This is a genomic window from Candidatus Defluviilinea gracilis, assembly GCA_016716235.1.
In the GTDB taxonomy this organism is placed as follows: Bacteria; Chloroflexota; Anaerolineae; order Anaerolineales; family Villigracilaceae; genus Defluviilinea; species Defluviilinea gracilis.
Genome location: JADJWS010000003.1, coordinates 246,566 through 267,568 on the forward strand (window position 1 = coordinate 246,566; position 21,003 = coordinate 267,568).

25 protein-coding genes are annotated in these 21,003 nt (G+C 55.0%); 9 read left to right on the plus strand and 16 right to left on the minus strand.

Annotated elements, in window-relative coordinates; genetic code table 11:
• Window positions 1-13 precede the first annotated feature (13 nt).
• Together IPM31_15010 and IPM31_15015 are read right to left on the minus strand one after the other, a co-directional pair.
• Complete coding sequence (locus tag IPM31_15010; GenBank protein ID MBK9008292.1) at window positions 14-1,654, minus strand: ABC transporter ATP-binding protein; 1,641 nt, start codon at window positions 1,652-1,654, stop codon at window positions 14-16.
• Window positions 1,655-1,662: 8 nt separating this feature from the next.
• Window positions 1,663-2,460, minus strand: coding sequence for an SAM-dependent chlorinase/fluorinase (locus IPM31_15015; protein MBK9008293.1), 798 nt, complete (start codon window positions 2,458-2,460; stop codon window positions 1,663-1,665).
• Window positions 2,461-2,895: 435 nt separating this feature from the next.
• Between IPM31_15015 and IPM31_15020 the strand changes: the two genes are divergently transcribed.
• Window positions 2,896-3,390: a ferritin gene (locus IPM31_15020; GenBank protein MBK9008294.1), complete on the plus strand. Its 495-nt coding sequence runs from the start codon at window positions 2,896-2,898 to the stop codon at window positions 3,388-3,390.
• Between the two features lie 43 nt (window positions 3,391-3,433).
• On the opposite strand, the gene IPM31_15025 is transcribed toward IPM31_15020, so the two are convergent.
• The gene (locus IPM31_15025) at window positions 3,434-3,658 is read right to left on the minus strand and encodes a hypothetical protein (GenBank protein ID MBK9008295.1); all 225 of its coding nucleotides are present in this window, start codon (window positions 3,656-3,658) and stop codon (window positions 3,434-3,436) included.
• A 15-nt stretch (window positions 3,659-3,673) separates the two neighbouring features.
• The gene (locus tag IPM31_15030; GenBank protein ID MBK9008296.1) at window positions 3,674-3,970 is read right to left on the minus strand and encodes a hypothetical protein; all 297 of its coding nucleotides are present in this window, start codon (window positions 3,968-3,970) and stop codon (window positions 3,674-3,676) included.
• A gap of 154 nt (window positions 3,971-4,124) precedes the next feature.
• Here IPM31_15030 and IPM31_15035 point away from each other — a divergent pair, with 154 nt between their 5' ends.
• The 8 genes from IPM31_15035 (at window position 4,125) to IPM31_15070 (ending at window position 11,332) form a co-directional block, all read left to right on the plus strand.
• Window positions 4,125-5,780, plus strand: a complete 1,656-nt coding sequence (locus tag IPM31_15035) for an aldehyde dehydrogenase family protein (GenBank protein ID MBK9008297.1) — start codon at window positions 4,125-4,127, stop codon at window positions 5,778-5,780.
• 145 nt (window positions 5,781-5,925) lie between these two features.
• Complete coding sequence (locus tag IPM31_15040) at window positions 5,926-6,684, plus strand: methyltransferase domain-containing protein (protein ID MBK9008298.1); 759 nt, start codon at window positions 5,926-5,928, stop codon at window positions 6,682-6,684.
• Window positions 6,685-6,686: 2 nt separating this feature from the next.
• Window positions 6,687-6,941 (plus strand): hypothetical protein, encoded by a 255-nt coding sequence (locus IPM31_15045; GenBank protein MBK9008299.1) that lies wholly within the window; start codon window positions 6,687-6,689, stop codon window positions 6,939-6,941.
• The gene (locus tag IPM31_15050; GenBank protein ID MBK9008300.1) at window positions 6,938-7,840 is read left to right on the plus strand and encodes a CoA transferase subunit A; all 903 of its coding nucleotides are present in this window, start codon (window positions 6,938-6,940) and stop codon (window positions 7,838-7,840) included. Before IPM31_15045 ends, IPM31_15050 begins: the two co-directional genes overlap by 4 nt.
• A 173-nt stretch (window positions 7,841-8,013) precedes the next feature.
• Window positions 8,014-8,760 (plus strand): CoA-transferase subunit beta, encoded by a 747-nt coding sequence (locus tag IPM31_15055; GenBank protein MBK9008301.1) that lies wholly within the window; start codon window positions 8,014-8,016, stop codon window positions 8,758-8,760.
• On the plus strand, window positions 8,757-9,659 hold the full coding sequence (locus tag IPM31_15060; protein MBK9008302.1) for a CPBP family intramembrane metalloprotease: 903 nt from the start codon (window positions 8,757-8,759) through the stop codon (window positions 9,657-9,659). The genes IPM31_15055 and IPM31_15060 overlap by 4 nt, the downstream gene beginning before the upstream one ends.
• A 146-nt stretch (window positions 9,660-9,805) precedes the next feature.
• A complete protein-coding gene (locus IPM31_15065) occupies window positions 9,806-10,618 on the plus strand; it encodes a hypothetical protein (protein ID MBK9008303.1) in 813 nt (270 codons plus the stop codon).
• Between the two features lie 255 nt (window positions 10,619-10,873).
• Window positions 10,874-11,332, plus strand: coding sequence for a GNAT family N-acetyltransferase (locus IPM31_15070; GenBank protein ID MBK9008304.1), 459 nt, complete (start codon window positions 10,874-10,876; stop codon window positions 11,330-11,332).
• Window positions 11,333-11,539: 207 nt separating this feature from the next.
• Here IPM31_15070 and IPM31_15075 read toward each other — a convergent pair whose 3' ends face one another.
• From IPM31_15075 to IPM31_15130, 12 genes are all read right to left on the minus strand, one after another.
• Complete coding sequence (locus IPM31_15075) at window positions 11,540-11,851, minus strand: DUF167 domain-containing protein (protein ID MBK9008305.1); 312 nt, start codon at window positions 11,849-11,851, stop codon at window positions 11,540-11,542.
• A 2-nt stretch (window positions 11,852-11,853) separates the two neighbouring features.
• A complete protein-coding gene (locus tag IPM31_15080) occupies window positions 11,854-12,114 on the minus strand; it encodes a YggT family protein (GenBank protein MBK9008306.1) in 261 nt (86 codons plus the stop codon).
• Window positions 12,102-12,857 (minus strand): YggS family pyridoxal phosphate-dependent enzyme, encoded by a 756-nt coding sequence (locus IPM31_15085; GenBank protein ID MBK9008307.1) that lies wholly within the window; start codon window positions 12,855-12,857, stop codon window positions 12,102-12,104. The genes IPM31_15080 and IPM31_15085 overlap by 13 nt, the downstream gene beginning before the upstream one ends.
• 202 nt (window positions 12,858-13,059) lie before the next feature.
• Window positions 13,060-13,830 carry a peptidoglycan editing factor PgeF gene (pgeF, locus tag IPM31_15090; GenBank protein MBK9008308.1) on the minus strand — a complete coding sequence of 257 codons (771 nt, stop codon included), beginning with the start codon at window positions 13,828-13,830 and terminating at the stop codon, window positions 13,060-13,062.
• Window positions 13,831-13,865: 35 nt separating this feature from the next.
• Window positions 13,866-14,879 (minus strand): DUF2085 domain-containing protein, encoded by a 1,014-nt coding sequence (locus IPM31_15095; GenBank protein MBK9008309.1) that lies wholly within the window; start codon window positions 14,877-14,879, stop codon window positions 13,866-13,868.
• 11 nt (window positions 14,880-14,890) lie between these two features.
• Window positions 14,891-15,616: a cytochrome c biogenesis protein CcdA gene (locus tag IPM31_15100; protein ID MBK9008310.1), complete on the minus strand. Its 726-nt coding sequence runs from the start codon at window positions 15,614-15,616 to the stop codon at window positions 14,891-14,893.
• A 17-nt stretch (window positions 15,617-15,633) separates the two neighbouring features.
• Entirely contained in the window at window positions 15,634-16,800 is a 1,167-nt protein-coding gene (locus IPM31_15105; protein ID MBK9008311.1) for a L,D-transpeptidase family protein, read from the minus strand.
• A 94-nt stretch (window positions 16,801-16,894) separates the two neighbouring features.
• Complete coding sequence (locus tag IPM31_15110) at window positions 16,895-17,590, minus strand: hypothetical protein (protein ID MBK9008312.1); 696 nt, start codon at window positions 17,588-17,590, stop codon at window positions 16,895-16,897.
• Window positions 17,574-17,801: a hypothetical protein gene (locus IPM31_15115; protein ID MBK9008313.1), complete on the minus strand. Its 228-nt coding sequence runs from the start codon at window positions 17,799-17,801 to the stop codon at window positions 17,574-17,576. The genes IPM31_15110 and IPM31_15115 overlap by 17 nt, the downstream gene beginning before the upstream one ends.
• On the minus strand, window positions 17,782-18,675 hold the full coding sequence (locus tag IPM31_15120) for a patatin-like phospholipase family protein (protein ID MBK9008314.1): 894 nt from the start codon (window positions 18,673-18,675) through the stop codon (window positions 17,782-17,784). The genes IPM31_15115 and IPM31_15120 overlap by 20 nt, the downstream gene beginning before the upstream one ends.
• Window positions 18,672-19,556, minus strand: coding sequence for a patatin-like phospholipase family protein (locus tag IPM31_15125; GenBank protein MBK9008315.1), 885 nt, complete (start codon window positions 19,554-19,556; stop codon window positions 18,672-18,674). The genes IPM31_15120 and IPM31_15125 overlap by 4 nt, the downstream gene beginning before the upstream one ends.
• Before the next feature lie 203 nt (window positions 19,557-19,759).
• The gene (locus tag IPM31_15130; protein MBK9008316.1) at window positions 19,760-20,602 is read right to left on the minus strand and encodes a hypothetical protein; all 843 of its coding nucleotides are present in this window, start codon (window positions 20,600-20,602) and stop codon (window positions 19,760-19,762) included.
• Window positions 20,603-21,003 lie beyond the last annotated feature (401 nt).

Consider the following 21,003-nt stretch of genomic DNA (forward strand, 5'->3'; position numbering starts at 1 on the left):
TGCAGGGAACGCCTCAAGCGTAAGCGGCGAGCGCCTCGGCGGTGAGAAACTGCTTGGTTTTGGAAAGCAGGCTCAGGTTCATGCGAAGAAGCGACGTGGGTCGCACACGGTAGCGCGTCAACAAGTCGAAATCCTTCAACACCTCTTCTGGTTGCCCGTCGGCGGCTATATGCTTATCGCCGAACAACAACACGCGGTTGGCATACGTCACCGCGAGATCGAGATCATGCGTGATGAACAGCGTCGCCGCGAAATTTTCGGCAACCAGCGATCTCCTCCCTTCCGACGGCTTGCACAGCGCTTCCATGAAATGCGTGTAATTCGAATAATCCTGCCCGGCGGTCGGCTCGTCCATGATCATAATCTTCGATTGCATTGCCAGCACTGCCGCGATCGTCGTGCGCTTTTGCTGACCAAACGAAAGCCCTAGCGGCGGGTACTCCTCGAACCCTTTCAAATTCATCGTAAGAATACTTTCAGCAACCAGCCGCGGAATCGAAAGACTGTCTATCTCCAGATTCTTCGGTCCAAACTCCAACTCCTCGCGCACGGTCGGCGCGAACAGCATGTGCGTGGGGCTTTGAAACACAAACCCAAGCGAATGGGCGATCTGCGCAACGCTCATACTGTTTGTATCTTTGCCTTCCACGAGCACGCGTCCGCTGGTCGGCTTAAGCAACCCGATGGCATGTTTGACCAGCGTAGACTTCCCCGCGCCATTCGGACCCAACACCGCGATCAAGTCGCCGCGACGGATCTGGAGATTGACATTGTGCAAGATCAGAGGCGATTCGTCGCTGTAGCGAAAATCCACGTTCTCGAACACGACGAGCGGCTCGCCTCGCTCCTCCCGCGCGGCTGGTTCAACCTTCGGCGGCATTTTCTCCGCCTGCCGCACCCGCTTCACTACCCATTCGGCCGGGAGTTTCACCTCGCGATGATCGATCACGGTCGGCAAACTGGTAATTGGTCCGAGATACTTCACCTGTCCCGCTTCCAGGTACATCAACCGATCAGGCTTGGCAACAATGGCGTCTTCTACGCGGTGCTCGATCAACACGACCGTCTTTCCCTCGTCTGCCAGGCTTCGGAAAACTTCGAGGGCTTCGTGAGCAGACGCAGGGTCGAGAGATGCGAGCGGTTCATCCAGCATCAGAATGGAGGGGTTCATCGCCAGCAATCCTGCCAGCGCGACCTTTTGTTTTTCTCCGCCTGAGAGATGGAAGGTTTCGCGCTCGAGCAGGTATTCGATTTTCAACCGCTTCGTCGCCGCATCTACGCGAGCGAGGATTTCCTCGCGCGGCAAGCCGAGATTTTCGGGACCAAATGCGATCTCATTGAACACATTGCTCGCCACGATCTGTCGTTCGGGGTCTTGCAACAATGTGCCCACCGTCTGCGCCACATCGGCGATCTGCATCTCGGAAACATCCCTGCCATGCAAAAGGACTTTGCCCGCGCGCTCTCCTTTATAGGAGCGCGGTATCAAGCCATTGATGCAACGCGCCAGGGTGGTCTTGCCGCACCCGCTCGACCCGGCAATTAACAGCATTTCGCCGGGTTTCAGATCGAATGAAATATGGTCGATCGCCTTTTCCGGGCGGGTCCGATATTGAAAGGATAAATTCTCGATCACCAGTGGAGATTGACTCATCGCATCACCTAATACGTTACCATAATTTTTTCGCCAAGTTTTATGCCGAGGGCGCGTTCCGCGCTGCCATGTACCACAGAAATGAGCAAGGCGCCTGAGATGCCCATCAAAGCGATCGCTTCGCCTGCCGGTCTATCGCCAAACGTATTCACCATGCCTTTGATCTCAATATCCAATACTTTGACTGTAATGGATTCTTTCCGTTCCAGCGCGGTATCCAGATGCTCGGCGTGAATGTTGGTCGAGATATTTCCGAAATTGTCGATGTAAATCGCCTCGCCTTGCCAGCCATGTTCTGTGCGGAAGGGTTTGGGCAGGTCAATCCGTACCGGGTCATTCAACGGCGTTCCCAAGTCGCCAATCGGCACTCCGTTTGCCAGGTGGGCGGCGATTGGGGAGAAGATATCGCGCCCATGGAACACAAAACTGATGACCGGCAGCCAATATCGAATCCGATTCAGTTCCACAAATTTGGTTTTCCAGCCGGAATCTTCTGCGCGATCCAGCAAACCGGAGATGACGCCGTTGTCGGGTCCCACGTAGAACCAGTCGCCGATCTGCGCCGCCATTGGTCGGCGTTTTGTGCCAACGCCTGGGTCGACCGCAACCAAGTGGATCGAACCCTTGGGAAAGGATGGAACGGAACGCTCCAAAATATACGCGGCTTCGTGGATATTTAGAGCTTGAACCATATGACTCAGGTCAGAGATTTGCGCTGTCGGGCACATGCCCCAGATCACGCCTTTCATCACTCCCACCGTGCCGTCTTTGATTCCATAGTCGGTCATCAGGCTGATAACTGTCAACGGTCTCTCCCAGGAGATTGTCAGGACTTACGCAGTTGGCGGGCAGTTGTACTGCCGCCGCCGCAGTGCTGGTTGTAAGTCCTACGATTATAAAACATTGTAGATGCCGAAACGCCTCGAGTATGCGACCATGGCTTTCATACAGTCGCAGTGAGCAATCTCTTTGGACACAGATCGCACGGATGTCATGGATTTTCCCCGGAATCAACGGAAGAAAATCCGTCTACTCCGCGAAACTTGCGCTGAGCCTGTCGGGATATCCGGTACAAAAATGGGCGCAAGTTAACTTGAAAAAGACTCAGTGTACTGATTATAAGCAATGTTGTATACTTTGATTACAGATTTGGGCTCATGGAATCAATGAGAAAATCTGGAGCAGCCGATTTCAAATCGTCGAGATTGGCGGCGTTATACATCCCTGGAAAAGGAGAAACCATGTTAATCAGTCCTGAATTGGCGAAAGCCATCAACGCCCAGATCGGCAACGAGTTCGGCGCGAGTATGCAATATTTGAGTATTGCGAGTCACTTCCACGCGCAGAAACTGACGCTGTTGTCAAAATTGTTTTTCGAACAGGCGGAAGAGGAAAAAACGCACGCGATGAAATTCGTGCATTACATCCTCGACACGCAGGCGGAATTGCAAATCCCTGCCATTGCATCGCCGAAACCGAAGTTCGCCTCTGCTGAGGAAGCAGTGAAAGCCGCGCTGGCGTGGGAAACAGAAGTGACCGAGCAGATCAAAGCCCTCATGGACATGGCGGTTTCGCAAAACGATTATCTGGCGCAGAACTTCCTGCAATGGTTCATTGACGAGCAATTGGAAGAGATCAACAAAATGGATCAGTTATTGAGTGTGATCCAACGCGCGGGCGAGAAAAACCTGCTCATGGTGGAAGCGTATCTGGTTCACATGGAGAAAGCAGGGTAACTAAAAAAGAGACCGTCACCTTGAAGATGACGGTCTCTCTTTTTCATTGTACATATTGAGCGAATAGCGCCTCAAAATCTTCTTCTGAGGTAAAGCCAACCCATTTTTTCAAAACGATCCCAGCGGGGTCGAGAAAATAGACTTCGGGTTGGTAGTAAAAGCCCAACGCTTGTTGAAAACCATGTGTGTTGGGGTCGTCGGCGTCGAGATAGGTGAACTTGATCCTGCCGAAATATTCCGCTTCAAGCCCATGAACCATGGGCGCCATGGCGCGGCAGGTACTTCAGGTAAAGCGAAAAAACTCGACAAATTGATATTCGCCCGAAGCCAGCGACACTGTGGCTGGATCGGTGGCGTGGAGTTCGGGCCCGCGCGAAGTGGCAATGGGCAAAACAGCCTGGGTCGGCGCTTCGTTGGCGACGGGAGGCTGGGTTGCGCTACCCTCGGCAATGATCGCCGGGGTGGCGGAGGGAAGTTCCACGCTGGGCGGCGCGGCGGAGGGTTGGGTCGCTTGGGCTGGGGAACAAGCCGCAAGAATAACCGCAACCAGAAGTAATGGAAGAAAGAGGCGGGTTGTCATCGGCAACTCCTTTTCTGGGTTGTTCATCTGACAATTTGTACCAGAAAGTCCTTACACAAAGATTACAAACGCCATCTTTGACGAGTGTCACGTCCTACGCTATACTACGCTCAGTTCCAAACCAAATAACGATCAAACAATTTATGGAGGAAGTATGGCTGGTTTCAAACTTACCTACGGCACGATGTTCAATCCGCCTGAGGCGCTGCATGAGGGATTCGACAAAGCGGTCGCAAAACTAAAACAAAATCTCGGCAAAGAATATGGGATGTTCATTGACGGCAAAGATGTGTTCGCGGATGAAAGGTTCGACGACCACTCGCCCGTCAACACCAGTTGGACGCTGGCGCGTCTGCAAAAGGGTAACGCGCTTCACGCCCGCATGGCAATTGAAGCGGCGCGGAAGGCATTCCCCGCATGGAGTCACACACCGTGGCAGAAGCGCGTGGCGTTGGTGCGTAAAGCGGCGTCGTTGATCGAGAAGCGCATCTTCGAACTCGGCGCGGCGATGGCTCTTGAGGTGGGCAAGAACCGCATGGAGTCTCTTGGCGATGTGCAAGAGACCGCCGACCTGATGTATTGGCCCGCGCAGATGATGGAGGAAAATAAAGGCTTCATCAAACCGATGGGCAAAGACCCGCTCACAGGATTCGATTCGACGAACGTCTCTGTGCTTCGCCCGTATGGCGTGTGGCTGGTGATCTCGCCGTTCAACTTCCCGTTCGCGTTGACCGGCGGACCGACCGGCGCGGCGCTTGTGGCAGGAAACACAGTTGTCATCAAGCCCGCATCAGACACCGCATGGATCGTGCGCTTGTATGTGGAATGTTTGCGCGACGCGGGCATCCCGAACGGCGTGGTCAACTTTGTGACCGGCCCCGGCTCGACGGTTGGGCAGGCGTTGGTAGACAGCCCCGACGTTGACGGCGCGACCTTCACCGGCTCGTTCGACGTGGGCATGAAAATGTATCGCGATTTTGCGAATCGCAATTACGTCCGCCCGATCGTGCTGGAACTCGGCGGAAAGAATCCCGCCATTGTTTCGCGCAATGCGAATCTCGAAGATGCGGCGACCGGCATATATCGCTCGGCGTTCGGTTTGCAAGGGCAAAAATGTTCCGCCGCTTCGCGCATCTTTGTCGAGGAGCCGGTCTACGATGAATTGCTCGCCAAACTGAAATCAAAAGTGGACTCGCTGGTGATTGGCGACCCAACCGAACGCGCCACCTATATCGGACCTGTGGTCAACCAGAATTCATACAACGAGTTCAAAAATTTCACCGAGGAAATCAACCAGGCGGGTGGGCGATTCCTGACCGGCGGAAACGTCAAGTCTGGCGGCATGTACGATTATGGCTATTACTGCGAACCGACCCTCGTCACCAACCTGCCGTTCGAACATCGCTTGTGGAAGCATGAGATGTTCCTGCCGATTGCTACGATCGGCAAGGTGAAGAATCTCGATGAAGCGATGGGCATTGCGAACGATGTCAATTACGGTCTCACCGCCGGGTTCTATGGTTCGCCCAAAGAAACTTCGTGGTTCTTCGATAACATCCAAGCCGGTGTGACGTACGCGAACCGTCCGCAAGGCGCGACAACCGGCGCGTGGCCCGGCTTCCAACCTTTCGGCGGCTGGAAAGGCTCCGGCTCAAGCGGCAAAAACGGCGGCGGATACTATTACGCCCAGTTGTATATGCACGAACAGATTCAAACGCTGGTAAAACACGCGGCGGTTAAGAAGGCAAAAGCAACTGCGAAGAGAAAAGTTGCGAAAAAGAAAGTTGTCAAAAAGAAATCGCGCAAGTAAGAACGATCCACGCCTTACTTTCTTGAACCGCTAAGCCCGCCAAGGGCGCCAAGTTTTAATTCTTTCTTTGCGTTCTTGGCGCTCTTGGCGGTAAATTTTGAAACCCGTCCGCCCTCAAACCCTTTCAGGGAGAGAGGAATTGCTTATGCCTTGGAATCCCGATCAGTATCACAAGTTTCAAACTGAACGCGCCGCGCCGTTTTACGACCTGCTCGCGCTCGTGGATGCGCGCCCGAATCTCAAAGCAATTGATCTGGGATGCGGCACCGGCGAGTTGACGAGTCAACTGGCAGACCGGCTTCCCAACTCCGATGTGACCGGGTTGGACTCATCGCCGCAAATGCTCGACAAAGCCGCTTCTTTCGCGCGGGGCGGGCTGGTTTTCCAAGCGGGAGATTTATCCGCCCTTTCTGGCGACTGGGATTTGATCTTCAGCAACGCCGCGTTACAGTGGAGCGCGAATCATGCCGCGTTGATTCCGCAGTTGTTCGCGCGGCTCAACCCCGGCGGACAGATCGCCATTCAAGCGCCGTCGAATCACAATCACATCTCGCATCAAATCTATCGTGAAACGGCCGATGAAGAAAAGTTCAAATCCATCTTGCAGGGATTTCAACGCATCGCCCCCGTGCTGACCATTGACGAGTACGCTCAAATCCTGTTCGATTGCGGCGCGGAAAAAATCGTCGTGTTCGAAAAGATATACGCCCATGTGTTGGAAGACGCGGACGCCGTCGTCGAATGGATCTCCGGCACCGCGCTCGTCCCCTATTTTGAACGGCTGGGTGAACACAAAAATGAATTTATAAACTCGATCCGCGAGAAGATGCGCGCGGCAATGCCGGGTAGTCCCGTGTTTTACCCGTTTCGCAGGATTTTATTTTCTGCAAGAAAGCCGTTCTAGCGATGGGCGAGCCTGAGAATTACAACCGCAAGGAACTCATCCACCGGATCGGCACGTTTTTCCTCATGATCGCGGTGGGGATGCTGGTCTATTTCATCCTGTCCGACAGCGTCGGTCAACCTCGCTTCGATCTGTTTTGCCTGGGCGTGCTCGTGGCTGGGATCGGGTTTTTGTTTCGTTCACAACTCAAGCGCCCATCCCCTTCCAGCGGACGATTCGGCTGGATGAAGCGCTTCTTGAAAGGTAAAGAGGAATGACAAAAGTACTTCCGCTATCCGATGCCATCGCAAAATTCGTAAACGACGGCGACACCGTGTATGCCGCCGGGTTTACACATCTTATCCCGTTCGCCGCAGGGCACGAGATCATTCGGCAGGGAAAAAAGAATCTCACTCTCGCCCGCGCCACGCCAGACTTGATCTACGACCAAATGGTCGCGGCGGGATGCGCAAAGAAAGTCATTTTCTCGTACATGGGAAATCCCGGCGTTGGGTCGCTTCGCATTGTGCGTTCGGCGATCGAGCAGGGAAAACTCGAATGGGAGGAATACTCGCACTTCGGGATGATCACACGCTTGCAAGCCGGGGCGGCTGGCTTGCCCTTCCTGCCGATGAATCAAACCGGCGCGGCTGACCTTGAAAAAGCGAACCCAAATATCAAACGCATCGCCGATCCATTCGGCGGAAAGGATGTGATCGTTGTGCCTGCTTTGAAACCCGATGTAGCCATCGTCCACGTCCAGCGCGCAGACGCGAACGGCAACGCGCACTTGTGGGGAATCATCGGTGAGCAGAAGGAAGCCGCGTTCGCCGCGAAGAAAGTCATCGTCACCGCCGAGGAGATCGTGGACGAATCCGTCATCCGCTCCGACCCGAACCGCACGATGATCTCCGAGATCGTCGTCAGCGCGGTGTGCCACGTGCCGTTTGCGTGCCATCCCAGTTACGCGCAGGGATATTATGACCGCGACAACGAGTTTTATCTCGCGTGGGATAAGGTCAGCGAATCGGCTGAATACACCAAACAATATTTGGATGATTGGGTGTACGGCGTAAATGATCGAAACGAATATTGGCAAAAACTCGGCGCGGAGACTCACAAGCGATTGGAAGTTCCAGACTTGATGAGCGAGCCAATCAATTATGGGAAGTATTGAGTAAACAGGTAGACACGGAAACAGGTAAACACGTAGACAGGCATTCATTTTCACCATGTCATGCTGAGCGTAGCGAAGCATCTCTACCACGATAGTAGAGACCCTTCGCTGCCGCTCAGGGTGACATGCCAGAGATAACCATGAGCGAAATAAAATATTCATCATCCGAATTAATGATCATCAACGCCGCGCGGTTGTTGCGCGATGGCGATGTTGTATTTGTCGGTGTTGGTCAACCGAATCTCGCGTGCAACCTTGCCAAGCGCACTCATGCGCCGAACCTCGTGATGATCTATGAAGCGGGCGTGATCGGCGCGGAGCCTGCGCGACTGCCGCTGTCCATCGGCGACCCAACCCTCGTGAGCGGCGCGTTATCTGTGGTGAGCATGTACGACATTTTCACCAACTACCTCCAACGCGGCAACGTGGACGTCGGCTTCATGGGCGGCGCGCAAATTGATAAATTCGGCAACATCAACGCCACCGTCATCGGCGGATACGAAAATCCAAAAGTGCGTTTGCCCGGCTCGGGCGGCTCGCAAGAGATCGCGGCGTGGGCGAACCGCTGTTACATCATGACCCCGCATCAAAAACGCCGCTTCCCCGAAAAAGTGGAATTCATGACCTCGGCTGGATTCATCGGCGGGCGCAGCGACCGCGAGAAAGCCGGTCTGCGCGGCGGCGGGATGCTCGCCGTCGTCACCGACATCGGCATCCTGGAACCGGACGAATCAGGCGAGATGATCCTCACGCAATTGCACCCAGGCAAAACGTTGGAAGAAGCGAGAGCGAACACCGGCTGGGATTTGAAGTCCGCTTCGCTCGTCGGGACGACTGATCCAGTCACCGCGAACGAACTCCGCATCCTGCGCGACGAACTCGACCCGACCGGTATCTACCTGAAAGGCGCAAGCGCATGACGCAAGAAGCCCAACCGAAACGAAATATATTTTCTTGGATCTTCATTGCATCCGATGAGCCGCGCTTGCGCGCAGGGTGGAGACTAATCCTTCAAACTCTGTTGCTCATGATTTTTAGTGTGATTACCCTTATCGTTGCCGGGATTTTGAATATAGACTTTCAATCCTCTGATTCGATCTGGGGGCAAATACTCAACCTCGCCGCAGTGACGGCGTCCATTTATGTTGCCCGTCGCTGGCTCGATAAACGATCTTTTGAAAGCCTCGGGCTGAAAATCAACCATCAAACGCTGACAGATATTCTCGCGGGCGTCGGCATCACATTCGTCCAATTCATCTTCATCTTCGGAACGCTGTTCGCATTCGGCTGGCTGACCTTCGAGGGCTTTGCGTGGCAATTCGACCCGATCAACGCAGTCATCGCCAACACATTGACGTTCCTCATGGTGTTCATCTTTGTCGGCTGGAACGAGGAACTGCTCTCACGCGGCTACCATCTGCAAACCATCGCCAGCGGATTCAATCTTTTTTGGGGCGTGATCATTTCCTCCGCCGTGTTTGGCTTGCTCCATCTTCAAAACCCCAGCGCAACGTGGGTCAGCACGGCGGGAATCTTCTTTGCGGGAGTTTTTCTTGCCTATGGCTACATCCGCACGAAACAACTATGGCTCCCCATTGGGCTACACATCGGCTGGAATTTCTTCGAGGGCGTTGTGTTCGGTTTCCCCGTCTCAGGCTTGGATATTTATCCCCTGACGCGCATCGAGGTCACTGGGCCCGAGTTGTGGACTGGCGGCGCGTTCGGCCCCGAAGCAGGGTTGATCGTTTTGCCATCATTGGCAGTGGGTGGAATTTTAATCTACTTGTTTACGCGAAACCGTCTTCACAGCTCGGTGTGATTCGAGGGTTTTTCATCGCGGTACGGTAGTACCATCGTCTCAATTTGTTCAAAACCAATCGCGCAAATTAGGAAGCGCTTATCATTCCATGATATAAGGCTTGTTGCGCTTTCTGTAACAAGACCGATTAGATTTAAAGGAGACCTATGAATCGAAAGAACCTGGCGTATCTCATCATGCTCTTTACCTTAATCCTTACGGCGTGCGCCGCGCCTACCAGCGAACCTCACATTGAACCCACCCCTGGTCCCGACCTGGCATTGACCATCACCGCGCAAGCAAATCTTCTTCAAGCGTTGACACAAACCGCCCTCGCGCCGACGAACACGCCCGAACCGACCTTCACGCCTGCCCCCGCTTTCACGGTAACGCCATCCAAAGTAACGATCACCGTCAGCGCAGATACGAACTGCCGCTCTGGTCCCGGCGTGGAGTACGATATCGTCGGCGCGTTGACCATCGGTCAACAGGCAGAGGTGGTAGGGAAAAGTTCAACCGCGAATTATTGGGTGATCGATAATCCCCTCGGCGCGGGCACATGCTGGCTGTGGGGCGAACATGCCAACCTCACCGGAGACGCGGCTGGTCTGCAGGAGGTCGCCGCGCCTCCAACCGTCACACCGCTTGCCGCGCTTGCTCCCATCATCGACCATGCGACAGTTCGATATGATGCGTCCTCGGGCGGCTTGGTCGTTTACATAGATGTTTATTTCTACGACGGCGAGGGCGACGCGAATTTCCTCGATCTACAACTGGTCAGCGCTTCGGTGGCGGTCACCGGAAAGCTCAAAGACGTTTCATTTGCCCCGTCTGCCAACCAAAGAAAAGGCGCTGTCGTAACCGGTCAATGGAGTTGCGGCACAAAACAATATGACATGACGGTAGGGGTTGTAATTACCGACCAGGCAGGGCACACAAGTAACACGATCGGGGTCAATTTTTCGTGCAATAAGAATTAACGTAACAGGTCACGACCATTTTAGAAGAACTGTGTTATGAGGAGCAAGATACCAGACATGACCAAGGATCGAGGAAAAATCGCGGGAAGAGATGATCGCGCTCATCTGGACGAGATAATGCACTCAAGAAGTGATCACAGACGATCCGTCCACGAATAAAAACCACAAATTCACGAAACACATTCGTTTACGTGTGCCCGTCAGGGTATTCGTGAAAAATTCGTGGGTGGTTTGCCCACGACAGGAACCCAAACCATGATCGCCATCGCCTTCCTCGCAGACCATCCCGAAACCATCCCCGCATTGGCAACGCTGTTCCGCGCCCAATGGTACAAGCATTATGCCGATTGGACTCAAGCCGAGATAGAGCAGGATTTTCTCGAAGACACATCGCGTGACCGTCTTCCCTGCCGCCTGGTTGCGTTCGAGGATGACCAACTCGCTGGCACGATCATCCTGCGCGAGCAAAACCACGTTGCTCCAGAATATCAGCCTGAGCTGGGAGGATTGCTTGTCGTTGAGTCCCATCGAGGTCACGGCATTGGGACGGAATTGGTTCGCGCGGGGATGAAGTTAGCGTCCGATCTTGAGTATGAGACCGTCTATGCGACGACCGTGTCTGCGGTGGGGATATTGGAACGCTTGGGCTGGGAGTTTGTCAAAACGATCAGTCATGATGATGAACAGTTGGCGTTGTATCGCTGTACATTGTGAGCGCAAACAAAACGGTCGGTAAGCCAATTTCGCGCCGCTTTTGCTCAAGTCCGCCCTGAATGGCGAGATAAATCTCGCCTTACAACCCGGGTTGCGCGCGAGCTTTCTCAAAGGTCTCCGCGGACTCTGTGGCAGAGCAAGAGTCGCTTAGCAAGAGGACAATAAAAAAGACCTCGCAGGCAAAACCTGCGAGGTCTTTTGATCGCATTATCCCAGATGCGCCACGATGCGCGAATGGGCGGTCTCGGTATCCATATCGAGCACCGTGATCAGTTTATCGCGCCCCGCAAACCCCGCCACAATATCAAGGCGCGTTTTTGCCACCCCGAGAATATCGGAGAGAAATTCGATCAACGCCTCATTGGCTTCGTTATCGGCGGGCGGCGCGGCGATGCGCACTTTGATCGTCCCGTCGTCCAACAACTCCACGATCTCATTGCGGCTGGCGCGCGGCGTGACCCGCACCGCCAACGCGGAGCCTTTCTTACCATCGTGCAGTTTTATTTTTTTATCAGACATGGCTACCTCAGCGAAGTGAGAATGGCAACGATAAAGCGCGAAGCAAACTGGATCAAGAGCATCAGGATCATCGGGCTGAAATCGAACATACCGGCGGCAGGCACCACGCGGCGGATGGGCATGAGCATCGGCTCGATGATGTTGTCGATGCCGCGCCGCACCGGGTGATAAGGGTCCATCACATAAGAAAGGATGACGGAAACAAAGATCAGCAGGGTTAGGAGTTGGGATAATAATTCGACGATATCGATCAAGGTGTCCATGACGCGTCAGCCTCCGATGTATGCCTGCGCTCGCCAACGATAGCCGTGCCCACGCGGACGAGGGTGGCGCCCTCCTCCACCGCCACAACGTAGTCCATGCTGGTGCCCATGGAGAGTTCGCTCCAATCCGCGCCGGGGAGTTGGTCCGCCAAATGGTCGCGGAGCCGCCGCACTTGGCGAAAGAAGCGGCGCGAGTCTTCCGCGTCTTTTCCCAACGGGGGCATGCTCATCAGTCCGCAAATCCGCAAGTGAGGCAAATCGAGCAAACCGGCAAGTTCGGGAAGGAGGGAGTCCCATGTTGATTCGTCTGAGGCGTTCCAACCGGATTTGGTCTCTTCGCCGCCCACGTTGAATTCGAGCAGGACGGGTAATATGCGCTCCGCTTCGCCGGCAAAACGGCTGAGGCGTTGGGCAAGTTTGAGGCTATCGAGTGAGTGTAAAAGTGCGAAGTGATCTGCCACCAGGCGGGCTTTGCGGCTCTGCACGTGACCGATCATGTGCCATTCTACACCAGTTTGATTGCCGAGGGATTGAATTTTCGTGACACCTTCTTCGGGATAATTCTCGCCCAGAATGCGCGCGCCCGCTTCGATGGCGGCTTGCGCCACTTCGAGCGGTTGTGATTTGGTGACCACCACCAGGCGCGCTTCAGCCGGGTTGCGGTTGCTTTTGCGCGCGGCTGTGGCGATCTGGTCGAGCGCGTGAAGGTATTTTTCGCGGATGGTGGAAACTAAAGTGTTCATAGAGTCACAATATTGTCTACCGCGAAGCGCGCGAAGAATGCAAAGAAAAATATTCTTAGCGGGTTTGGCGGTTAATTTTTTTCGAGAGTAGACGTGATCGGAAATAATTTCTCGGACGCGGATTTCTTTCTTCTTTATCAGCGTTAATCCGCGTTCCTCTGCCTCCTATCAAAGAACTTGGGCTTATTACCGATAAAGTCTATTATAAAGCGATCAACGCGCCGAAGCGCCCGGTGCGACCTTTTTCTGCGCGATGCGAGAACCAATCGTCGGTGTGACAGGCGGTGCAAATGCCGGCTACTTCGATGTGTTGCACGCCCGCCTGTTCGAGCAGGATTCGGTTCGTCTTCCACAGGTCGAAATGGATCTTGCCGTTAACCGAGCGTAGCACCATTTCGGAATCGTCGCCGAATTTTTGCATCACTTGCAGGATCACATCCGCGCCGATCTCGTAATGGTCGGGCCCGATGGAGGGCCCGATGCAGGCGACGATATCGGCGGGGTTGGAGTTGTAATTCGTTTTCATGGCGTTCACCAGCGAGCCAGCCACGCCGCGCAGGGTTCCCATCCAGCCGGCATGAGCGACACCGACGACTCCCTTGCGCGGATCATGCGCGAGGATGGGCACGCAATCGGCGAAGCGCATGAACAGGCTGACCTCCGGCTTGTCGGTGAGGATCACATCTGCCTGCCGGACCGATTCGCCTTCCGGGCGGGGGGCTTTGGCGCACACCACGTCGGCGCTGTGCACCTGCCAGACATCAAAGATGGATTCGGGGGCGCGGTCTAAGGCGCGGAATGACAATTGGCGATTCTTGCGGACCCGGTCGAGGTCGTCGCCCACAGTCCCCCCCACATTGAGCGAACCCCACGGTTTCGGGCTGGCGCCGCCGTGGCGCGTGAATACGGCGTGACGAGTATTCAGCGATTCAAATTGATAATAGCGAAGCCCGTTCATTTCGGCGAATGGCATGGCGAATCACTTCCCTCCATGGTTTGCATGGTCGATCATTTCTGCGACTGCTCGATCGAGTTGAATTTTTTGATGAAGAATTGCCGCGTTTCAGCCATCGACTCTTCCATGTAGGGGTAGGCAAACCAGGCGGTCATCAAACCAAATAACGCGCCGGTGAGGATGCGAAGGATAGGCGTGCTTTCGCGGTACGGCAGAAGGTTGGCGAGCCATTGCCACTCGATCTGGCTGAAGAGTTGCGAGAAACCATCCAAGCCGATGGGTCCCATGCCGACGAGGATCCACACGATCCAATGGATGGGCTTGATGCGGCGTCCTGTGGCGGCATAGATCACGCCAAACAACAAGATCGCGCCGTAGATCGCCACGTCGCGTTCGCATAATGCGACTTTGTAGCCGACAGATTCATTCCCAATGTAGGCGCGCGCATCGTAGCGGGCGAAACTGGTCGCGTCGCGCAGGCCGACAATGCCGGTGACCTCCTCGAAGGTTCGGACGCCGGACATGCCCGCCTCTGCCAGCGGATAGTAAGGCTGTTCTCCATATAGAAAGAAGGATCGAAACCCAAACTGATGGCATAGCGGTTTGTAAATGGTGTAAATCACTTGCGCCGGAACAGGCGCTCCGATTTTCATAAACGTGGGGGCAAGGAAGGGCAAGCCCACATACAACAGGATGAAGGTGTTCAACATTGCCAGATAATGGCGCGAGATCCAAGCCATCACCCGGTCGGCTCCGCTGATGGATTGCCCGCGGCGGAGGCGGTCGTGGTGGTCTTCGCGTCCAAGCCGGTCCAGTTGTCCCCGTCGGTCTGAGGCGGCGCCGAGCGTCATGCTGAGTTTTTGTTTGTCGAAGGGATGTTTCAAACTGTACGGACCCACTTCAACGACCGGCGCGTTCTCTCCGAAATTCTTTTGGAGCGCGGGGTCTGAGTCCACGTTCACTTCTACCAGCCGGTGCGGGAATTTTTCCTGAAGCGAAAGCAAGTCGGCTTTTGCCGCGTTGCTGTGTTCGTCGTCTTTGCGAAAGTACAGGGTGACTGTGAGCATGAATGGAATCTCTATAAACCGAAATCGATCCAGAAGAATTGCCCTGCCGCGGCGATGCGTTCAAAAATGCCTGTAAACAGCATCACGCCAACAATGATGAGAATGACGCCCATGACAATTTCCACGTAGCGCATCACCTTGCCGTATTTTCGCAATGTGAGCGATACCCAGCCGACGCCAAGCGCGGCAATGAGAAATGGAATGCCCAGCCCGGCAGAGTAAGCGCTTAACAGTGAAACTCCCTGCGAAACCGAACCGCCGTTCAGCACAAGCGTGAGGATCGCGCCGAGCACGGGACCAACGCACGGCGACCAGCCCGCTGAAAAGAATACGCCCATTAACGCGGAGGAAAGATAGCCTAATTTTCGATCGGGCAATTGTTGGACGCGCGTGTCGTATTCTAAAAACGGGATGCGGAAGACGCCGATCATGTGCAAGCCGAAGATGACGACAACGGCGCCGCCGACTTTGGAGAGGAGGAAACGCAGATCGTACAACAACCGCCCGGCGGCAGAGGTGGCGACGCCAAGGGTGATAAAGACGAGGCTGAAGCCGAGCACGAACGCCAAGCCGTGCGTGAAGGTGATGAAGCGGTTATTGTCTGTTGCTTCGCCGCCTGCCGCCCGTCCGCCCAGATAGCCGACATACGCCGGCACCAGTGAAAACACGCACGGCGAGAGGAAAGACGCCAGCCCGGCGAGAAATGCCAGCCCCATTGAGATTTGTGTAAATTCCATTGAATTCCTTGGTTGGTTCAGAACGTCAGTTTTGTGGTGACGACGATCGTGCCGTGATCGGGGAGCGAGAGGCGTTGTTCGCTTTGAGCGAGCGAAACGTATGGCGTCGTCCAGCGGAAGATCCACTTGGCGTCTTCCGGCGTAACGTTGATACAGCCATGCGAGCGTTTTTCGCCGAACGAGTTATGCCAGAACGCGCCGTGGATGGCGATACCGTCGCCGCTGATCATGGTCGACCATGGAACCGCCGGCGTGGAGTAGCCCGATTGAAAACTTCCCGCGGTCATGTTCAACGAGATGATCTTCCAGTGCGTGAGCAGGTTGCCCACCGGCGTTGCCAGTTTATCGCTGATCTGCCCGGTCTCCGGGTCGTAGGCGATTCCGGTAGAGACTCGGCAATAGAAGACCTCGGTGGCGCCTTCGTAGCAGGATAATGTTTGCCGGTCTAAATCCACGTCGATGCGTTTCTGATCCGCCGCAACCTCCGGGCTGATGGGCGCCACATCCTCGTCTGTCAGAATTTTGAATGCCGCGCCGTCTCCCCAGAAAAACTCGCCGTACGCGCCGTAGCCGTAGCCATGGCCGTTCGCGTCTTCGTTCCAGCGATATTCGGCAAAACCGTTGCTGGCGCGCACCTGGTCGATCCACACCACTTGCCCATAATACAAGCGCGGCGGGAAGTTGTAGGCGATATGGTCGTTCAACCACGGCGAAGCGACTGCTCCTTCATGGGCAAGGTCTACATACGGCACGGTTACTTCCGCCCAAAAACCATTTTGCCCGGCGGGCATTTGAGTAACAGGCGTGTTGGGGAAGTTGCGGGTCGGCTGAAGCACCGATGAGTAAATGTATCCGTTGGGCGTTTCGACATAGCGTTGGTTGTTCAGCCCGCCGATCACGCTCCCGATCACCTCGCGGTTCCACTCCACGAGCGTATCGGCTCCGAGTTTGGCGATGGACGAGTTCAGGTTTGGGTCGTTCGTCGGGCGGCTTCGCAAGTCAATATCCGGGTCCACCACCCTGCCGATGATCTCGCTGGCGGGAAATTGCGGCAGGCGTTTGGGTCTCAAAAGATCGTCAAAAAGTTTATCGAGGTTGATGCCCATGCGCGGCATGAACGCCAATGCGCCCAAGCCCGCGCCGGACAATTTTAGAAAATCGCGTCGTGAAATTTTTTGTGTCATTTGTTTTGTTTACTCTTTCAACAAGGATAATCACAAAGGAAGGCATCGTCAACGGGCAGATGAGAGATGATTAAGCCGGGCGTACTCTTACCGTTCACTCTCTGAAGAAATTCTTAAGCGCCACCACGCAATTGGCGCTAACCTTGTGACCCACCTCATCTTCGCAATAGGTCACGCGCGCGCCGGCCTGTTCGAGCAACGCCACCGAATGGCGGGCGCGGTCGATGGTCACCGTTTCGTCTTTGACGCCGTGCGCCACAAAAAAATCTTTTCCTTCCAATGGGCGATTCGGAACCAACGCTTCCAACCCGCTGGGGATGAAGCCGGCGAGGATTCCCACCTTGCGGATCCTCTGCGGGTACAAAAACGACAGGATATTGCACATCACCGCGCCTTGACTGAACCCCATCATGTCGATCGTTTGACGGTGATCGGAATCCGCGTCGATCCACGTGGAGGCTTGATACTCGTCCACCAGCCGCATCAACGCCTCGGCAGACGGGCGGAGTTGCTCGAGGCTGGGTTTGCCGAAATCCTGTCCTGAGTCGAGCACAGAGTCCTTGCTGTGGAGGGGCCGCCACGTGTAACCAGACGTCCCGGTGGAAAGAGGCGCGCGCGGAGCGATCATCCAGTAATCGAACGAAAGACTGCGGGCGAAGACCCACATCGAGTTTTCGTCGCCGGTGAATCCGTGGATCAACAGCAGTAAGCGCTTCGGTTTTTTCGCCTGGCGGACGCGCATCATCCAGCCTTGAAATTTGATCAGTTCGGTATCAATCAGGGTTTGCACGTTTTTGAATCCACTCCAAAATCCACAGAGATAAAAAGATGAGCGCGATGGGAACGAGCGCGCCAAACAGACAGGTGAGCGCCATGAGCGCCGCGCCCGCGCCGTAGATGAGATAGATCAAGCCCACGCCCACGATCACCAGCAGGAGGAACGCGCCGACGCCTAAACGGACGTTGGTTTGCTTTGCATACTTACGCAGGTCGCGGCTCATGGTGCATTTCTTCCTCCGCCGAGGCGGGAAATAATTTCAACAATTCAGGCAAGGCATGGCGTACTGCCGAGTCGCCTTCGAGCGCGATTTCGGTCACGTAGCCGGTATCGAGCGTGTGCAAATGCGCCACGTTTGGTCGCAGGATGAGATCGGGTTTTGAACGGTCGAGGTTATGTTTTGTAATGGCGCGGTTAAGCATGTCTTGCGAGAGCAGAAAGATATCGATGGCTTGAACGGAGCGGAGGCGTTTGATCCGCTGAGCCAGCCAGCGCGGGATGAAGCGCGGCAGGACGATGCGTTCCATTGTGGCAGGGACACCGAGCGGCGCGGTTAAAACCACTGCCACAACCGGGGTCTTCGCATCGACCAGCGAACGCGCCGCTTCGACCGGCACCGGGTTTAGCGCGCCTCCGTCCACCAGGTCCATATCCATCATGCGCCGGGCGGGGAAGATGCCGGGCAATGCCACCGAGGCGAGCAGGGCTTCCACCAGCAAACCTTCGCGGATGAAGATCTCACGCCCATGTTTGATCTCGGCGGCGGTGACGATCAGCGGGGTTTTCAGATCATGAAAGGTTTTCTTGCCGAAAAACTCGCGCGCAAATTTTTCGAAGCGGCGCAACCCAAGAAACGCCGGCTCGCTATTTTTGTCTCGCCCCGAATATCCTGTCCGTTTGAGTTGATGGAAGACCTGCTCCATTTCGTTGGGCGAATATCCCAACCCAAACAACATGCCCACCAACGCCCCCATGCTTGTCGCGCCAATGGCTTGAATGTCAAACCCATTTCGCGTCAACGCGCGCAAGACGCCGATGTGCGAAACTCCCTTGACGCCTCCGCCTCCCAACGCAATCGCGATGCCTTTTTTCGTCACGGTTGGCTCCAGGAGTTCAACGTCCGCGCCAGTCGTTTGTGCCAGGCGAACAGGCTCATCAACTCGGGCAGAACATCGTCGAACGCCTTTTCGCCGCGTTTCGCAATTTCGCTAATGCTTACTTGTTCCAGCGTATCCACATCCGACACAGCAGGGCGAATCAAAATCTCCGGTTTATCCACTTCAAGGCGATATTCGCTGACGGCACGGTTCATGATGTCCACCGAGCGGAGCACAACATCGATGACTTGCGCGTATCGCGTTTTGCTCAAACGATCTGTAATAGACTGCGGGATATATTTTGGGCGCGGCAGACCCCATGATTGGGCTGGCTCGCCCATTGGGGTATTCAACGCCACCGCGACCACTGGCAAATTCGGCGCGAGCGCCCGGGCCGGCGCAACAGGGACTGGATCGAGCGTTCCCCCATCCACTAATTCCATATCGCCGATGCGGCGCGCCGGGAAAATACCGGGGATTGCCGCAGAGGCAAGCACGGCATCCAACAAGTTTCCTTCAGAGAGGAGGGCTTCTTTTCCCGTGTTCAAGTCGACAGCAGTGAGAGCGCAGGGAATGTTCAAGTCGGCAAAGGTTTTGCCTCCCAGCCGGATCTCCAGCCATTCCGCGCCGCCAGAGATGCCCATGAACGACGGTTCATCCTCCGGCGCGTGACCGAATATTTTATTTTGATCGAACGAGGAAAAAATCGCTTCGATCTCATCCGGTGGGTAGCCTAACGCGTAAAAGGCGGAGACCAACGCGCCGAAACTCGTCCCCGCAATGGCGCGAATTTTGAATCCGTGCTGGTCTAATCGGCGTAGGACACCGATGTGCGCGTTTCCTTTCGAGCCGCCGCCGCCCAGCGCAAGTGAAATTTCCATAATTATCTCGTCCTCATTATACACAGGGACGACCCGATGGGTCGTCCCTGTTGATGAAATTTTTGTGATGGGTGTTTCTCAAGTTCTACAGCGCAAAGGCACAGTCTTTATAAGTAATCCGTGTAGGGCGCTTTCTTTTACGCTTATCTTGGCAGAGGATGTCCGATAGTAATCTCTTTTGTGGCGAGGCACATTCCCGTTAATTATGGGGGCGTGACTGTAGTGGCAGTTGCCGTTGGCGCTGGGGTGTCTGTGAATGTGGCAGTCGGCGGCGCCACTGTAAATGTCGAAGTGGGTGGTTGTGTATTCGTTGGCGGGAGAGACGTATTCGTCGGCGGGAGAGGCGTATTGGTCGGCGCGGCAACCACAATAGAGACGGTGAGCGTCGATCCAAACACGGTTCCCGTTTGAGTCGAGAGTTGCCATGAGCCTGTATATGTGCCGGGCTTTTTCGGGGCGATCAACGCGACGGAAAGTTGCGTCCACTTTTGCGGGGGAATCACTTTGCCCAACCCGCTGGGGTTGCCCTCCATTTGATTGCCGCCGGCAAACACCAACCTGAACTGCAACGCCCAATCGCACGTCCCGTTGTTTTGCACCTTCCATGTTTTTGTGAACGGCTCACTCGGCTTCAACACCGTGCCGGCAGGGATGCTCGCATCGCTGATCAACAGCAGGTTATTGCACCCCGACCCCAAAGACGATGGATTTGGCGTGGGCGTGAATAGCGTGCCTGTCGGCGTGGGCGACCCGCTGGAAAGCGCCGGCACAAACACAAGCCCCTGTGTGGAGGATGGGGCTGGCGACGGCAACGGCAACGCAGTATTCGTCGATGTGGAGGTTGACGGCAGTGACGTATCCGTCGAGATGGGCGCCAGAGCGGTTTGCGTTTCAAAGATCGACGCGGCGAGCGTCCCCACCCCGGCGGTTAGGATGGCGTTTATATCCGCTTCTTCGCTTTGCTCTGTGGCAGTACCGCCGCAGGATGCGAGCAAAATACCACCTAACGCAACAATGGAAATCAATCGTTTTCGCGCAGAAATCATGTAACCTCTCATTGGTTTTATCGTTGACCCTATTGGCAATAACTTGTAGAACGCAGATGAACGCTGATTCACGCCGATGAAAAGAGAGTGAAAATCTGCGTTCTCCGCGTTTTTCAGCATTCAACTAAGATTTTGTGGCTCTACCGTTTTTAACGGGAAACCTTTTTTTCAAACACTAAGGACACGACGGTCACAAAGGAAAACCCAAGGAATCTAGGCTCTTTTTTTGCCTTTGTGTCGCTTCGACGAACTCAGCGCAAGACTTTGTGTCCTTCGTGGTGAGGCTCTTTCCCGTTCATTATGGGACACCCGATTTTGTCTTATTACCGCTACAGTCTATTCTTCACGGGATGCCTCGCATTATAACCAGTATCGTTTTCATCCGATCAGCCCGCAACCCA

What these genes read in the sequence shown, in the direction of transcription:
- IPM31_15125 (MBK9008315.1), bottom strand. Translation starts at nt 19,556, where the DNA reads ATGGAAATTTCACTTGCGCTGGGCGGCGGCGGCTCGAAAGGAAACGCG.
- IPM31_15020 (MBK9008294.1), top strand. Translation starts at nt 2,896, where the DNA reads ATGTTAATCAGTCCTGAATTGGCGAAAGCCATCAACGCCCAGATCGGC.
- IPM31_15115 (MBK9008313.1), bottom strand. Translation starts at nt 17,801, where the DNA reads ATGAGCCGCGACCTGCGTAAGTATGCAAAGCAAACCAACGTCCGTTTA.
- IPM31_15050 (MBK9008300.1), top strand. Translation starts at nt 6,938, where the DNA reads ATGACAAAAGTACTTCCGCTATCCGATGCCATCGCAAAATTCGTAAAC.
- pgeF (MBK9008308.1), bottom strand. Translation starts at nt 13,830, where the DNA reads ATGCCATTCGCCGAAATGAACGGGCTTCGCTATTATCAATTTGAATCG.
- IPM31_15045 (MBK9008299.1), top strand. Translation starts at nt 6,687, where the DNA reads ATGGGCGAGCCTGAGAATTACAACCGCAAGGAACTCATCCACCGGATC.
- IPM31_15065 (MBK9008303.1), top strand. Translation starts at nt 9,806, where the DNA reads ATGAATCGAAAGAACCTGGCGTATCTCATCATGCTCTTTACCTTAATC.
- IPM31_15030 (MBK9008296.1), bottom strand. Translation starts at nt 3,970, where the DNA reads ATGACAACCCGCCTCTTTCTTCCATTACTTCTGGTTGCGGTTATTCTT.
- IPM31_15055 (MBK9008301.1), top strand. Translation starts at nt 8,014, where the DNA reads ATGATCATCAACGCCGCGCGGTTGTTGCGCGATGGCGATGTTGTATTT.
- IPM31_15070 (MBK9008304.1), top strand. Translation starts at nt 10,874, where the DNA reads ATGATCGCCATCGCCTTCCTCGCAGACCATCCCGAAACCATCCCCGCA.
- IPM31_15040 (MBK9008298.1), top strand. Translation starts at nt 5,926, where the DNA reads ATGCCTTGGAATCCCGATCAGTATCACAAGTTTCAAACTGAACGCGCC.
- IPM31_15035 (MBK9008297.1), top strand. Translation starts at nt 4,125, where the DNA reads ATGGCTGGTTTCAAACTTACCTACGGCACGATGTTCAATCCGCCTGAG.
- IPM31_15105 (MBK9008311.1), bottom strand. Translation starts at nt 16,800, where the DNA reads ATGACACAAAAAATTTCACGACGCGATTTTCTAAAATTGTCCGGCGCG.
- IPM31_15095 (MBK9008309.1), bottom strand. Translation starts at nt 14,879, where the DNA reads ATGCTCACAGTCACCCTGTACTTTCGCAAAGACGACGAACACAGCAAC.
- IPM31_15100 (MBK9008310.1), bottom strand. Translation starts at nt 15,616, where the DNA reads ATGGAATTTACACAAATCTCAATGGGGCTGGCATTTCTCGCCGGGCTG.
- IPM31_15085 (MBK9008307.1), bottom strand. Translation starts at nt 12,857, where the DNA reads ATGAACACTTTAGTTTCCACCATCCGCGAAAAATACCTTCACGCGCTC.
- IPM31_15060 (MBK9008302.1), top strand. Translation starts at nt 8,757, where the DNA reads ATGACGCAAGAAGCCCAACCGAAACGAAATATATTTTCTTGGATCTTC.
- IPM31_15010 (MBK9008292.1), bottom strand. Translation starts at nt 1,654, where the DNA reads ATGAGTCAATCTCCACTGGTGATCGAGAATTTATCCTTTCAATATCGG.
- IPM31_15075 (MBK9008305.1), bottom strand. Translation starts at nt 11,851, where the DNA reads ATGTCTGATAAAAAAATAAAACTGCACGATGGTAAGAAAGGCTCCGCG.
- IPM31_15130 (MBK9008316.1), bottom strand. Translation starts at nt 20,602, where the DNA reads ATGATTTCTGCGCGAAAACGATTGATTTCCATTGTTGCGTTAGGTGGT.
- IPM31_15025 (MBK9008295.1), bottom strand. Translation starts at nt 3,658, where the DNA reads ATGGCGCCCATGGTTCATGGGCTTGAAGCGGAATATTTCGGCAGGATC.
- IPM31_15080 (MBK9008306.1), bottom strand. Translation starts at nt 12,114, where the DNA reads ATGGACACCTTGATCGATATCGTCGAATTATTATCCCAACTCCTAACC.